Genomic DNA, 2740 nt, shown 5'->3' with positions numbered 1-2740 from the left:
ACAGAGCCGAGCCCTTCGTCTGGACCAAGAAAAAGGTCCGTCAACGCCGTTTCAAAGGCCGCCGTATCACTCAGCTCTGATTCCGGGTACTAGGGACGGTGCCATCTGGAGCATGTCTCTGGTCGTCTATCTCGAGCCGCGCTGCTACAAGTTCATACGATCACAGCGTTTATACGTCTCAAGATCGGCCCGAGTGCCACATTGCGCCGCACACGTTCGAGAGCCACAGGACGTAAGCCTGCGTGCGAGAGAAAAAGCAAGCCTCCAGCTAAACTCGAGACGCAAGGGTATTGCCGCCATTGTCCATCAACGCCGTTTTCCCGCGCGGGGTGCTTGCAACGTCTATTGCTTCACCTAACCCAACCCGCTAGCTGACACCGGACAAGCTTCGCCGAACATCGCAAGTTTGCGCCGGCAGTTAGCTCGTCGTATCGAAGCATGGATTTCGCATTCGGTCGGCAAGAACCTCTGGATGATCCCGTATAGCGGTGCCGCGGCGGTTAAGTGCCTGGCGGTCGCCTGGTTGCGCGAGCCGCCGAGATGGTTCTAATAGATCATATACGCCAGCCGGCCGAATCGGCTTCCAGCCGTCGAGGGCATCCACCGCGATTCAAAGTCGCTTTCATGTGGCCCGTCCAGAAGCGCTCGTTGGCTCAGAGGGCAGGGCCGTCAACAGGCCGAGCAGGCTGCCAGTGAAGCCTTCGAAGCAGGGTAGAAGCGATCGCCCGTTCCAGCGGCTTGGAGAATCTTAAACAATTATTGAATGTTGATTGCTGCTCCATGTACGTGCGCTCACCGACTTTGCCGCCGCCAGCCATCTACGCGCAGCCGGCACCATCCTCCATCCGATCGCCCCAGTTCTCAGCCTCTGGGCCGGCACCGGTGGGCAAAGCGACAGCACACGGACGCGCGCTTTACAGCCTATGGGCTCTGGCCGTATCGCGTTCACTGCCTCCTTTGCTGCCACGTTACCAAATGAGGTAGGTATCGCGTGTTGGCAATTGTGGTACCTTGTAGGGGATGATCGAAATGAGCGGCGAACAACTTAGTACGTTATAAGCCCTTCAAGCTAGGAGATCTCGAATGGCACCGAATGCAAGCGAAGACGAGAAACGCGAGCGGCGGCCACATGTCGGGCACGACCCGGCTCTGATATCTGGCGCTTCCGCCGATGGCGCTGGGAAATCTACGACAGCCGCATCGCCTATTCCATTTACTTTTCGGGAATGGCAGAGCTCGATTGAAGCGACAAGCAACCTGTTCGCTGCGGCCCTGAAGGACGGACTAGGTTTGGCGGCTTCCTCCCTGCACGATCAGGCCACCTTTCTGAAGGATATCGCGGACTCCAAAACTTCCTCGGAGCTGTTGCGGTGTCACCTGGATTTTCTGGAGAAATTCTGGTCGAGGTCGTTCAGCGCCGGCTCGAAGATATTGGATCATCTCAAGCCACAGCCATCACCCGCGGGAAGGCAGGCGCTTCACTGAGCTTGCGATAAGAGCCCGATCGCAGCTACTTCCTCCAGAGCCGAGGGCATATGTCGCCCACTGACGAGGGTGTGGGTCGCTTTAGTGGCTTCAGCTCACCCGCCAAATCCCACGATTGCTCTGAACTCAAGATGCCGCGAGTTATCTAAGATTCGTTTGCCATAGATACCTCTCTTTTTGTCGAATAGAGCTTTTCTTAGGCGGAGGCAGGCAACCGCTGTCCGCTCAAGGGGGCGCAGATCCGGTTGGCGGCCGATGCCGGGATGAGTGATGACGTGATCGCCACAAGCCTGGGCGTCGGCCACTTGGCGGTCTCCCACCCTTCGACGTTTTTGTCGAAGGCAACCTGGCGGAGAACCAGAGCGAAGAGCCGCCTACCGGGCAGAGCGCGAACTCAACGACAAGGAAGAGGCCCTTCTGGTGGCCACCGCCTGCGGCCCTCCGGCAGGCCGGGCGCTGGACACCGGAGCTGCTAGCTGGCGAATGCTCAGGCTGACGTGGTACCAAGCGTGCCGCCGGAACGTCGTTCTCACGCTTGACTGCAACTTGCCCACACGGGCCGCTTTCGTTTTGGGAATTGCCGGGTCTCGTCAGCTTTCAGTAAGCCAGCCCGGATACAGAGCCGTTGTGGTTAACGGGACGTGGCAGGGACAGCGCTATCTATCCAGAACGGTCAGCGCCGAGTCACGCTTTCCGCTAAACTCAACGGCAGCGCGGAGCGGCAGGGATAGTGCCTTTATCCAGCCCCCCAGGTCGGTAGGCGCCAGGCCGCGCCCGCGCTGTTTCCTGTCGCTGACCTTCTGTAGTCGGCTTTAAGCGTTCAGGGGGTGGAACATGGACGGCTTCAACTCAACATCCTCGCCTTATGCGCCGCAAGTGCGGCGCAACCAGCCGCTGCCAAGTTTGTCTCTTTATGTGCCCCCGAGCTGGCAGCAGGGAGATCCGTGGGCGCCGGAAGACCTCAAGTTGCGAATGGGTTTGCACAAGCTTCTGCCCCATCCGGATCTGAGCCAAATAAAAGTCTTACTCTCGGGGACGTGAACTAAACAGCCGGTATCGGGCCGCCAGGCTCGGAACACGAGATTTTTCTCCGCAGAAACTGAACTAGCTCCCGATTGAAGTCAGCCAAGGCGGCGAGTCGCCCGCGCTGCCTGCGATCCGAGTCGATCGTTAATAAGCCGAATTGGGCTGAACTGGACAGTTGAGCGTTGGCCAGAGTGAGAGCAGGAAGAGGGACAAAAGGTCTCTGAGCCAA

2 protein-coding genes are annotated in these 2740 nt (G+C 58.6%); both read left to right on the top strand.

Annotated elements, in window-relative coordinates:
* The first annotated feature begins 1083 nt into the window (after positions 1-1083).
* Positions 1084-1485: a hypothetical protein gene (locus tag IQ16_RS44870; RefSeq protein WP_011084637.1), complete on the top strand. Its 402-nt coding sequence runs from the start codon at positions 1084-1086 to the stop codon at positions 1483-1485.
* An 834-nt stretch (positions 1486-2319) separates the two neighbouring features.
* Complete coding sequence (locus IQ16_RS44865) at positions 2320-2526, top strand: hypothetical protein (protein WP_011084638.1); 207 nt, start codon at positions 2320-2322, stop codon at positions 2524-2526.
* Positions 2527-2740: the final 214 nt, after the last annotated feature.

This window comes from Bradyrhizobium huanghuaihaiense, from assembly GCF_007830635.1.
Lineage (GTDB): Bacteria > Pseudomonadota > Alphaproteobacteria > Rhizobiales > Xanthobacteraceae > Bradyrhizobium > Bradyrhizobium huanghuaihaiense.
The sequence above is the reverse complement of the archived record's forward strand: the minus strand, read 5'-3'. Positions and strand labels throughout refer to the sequence as shown.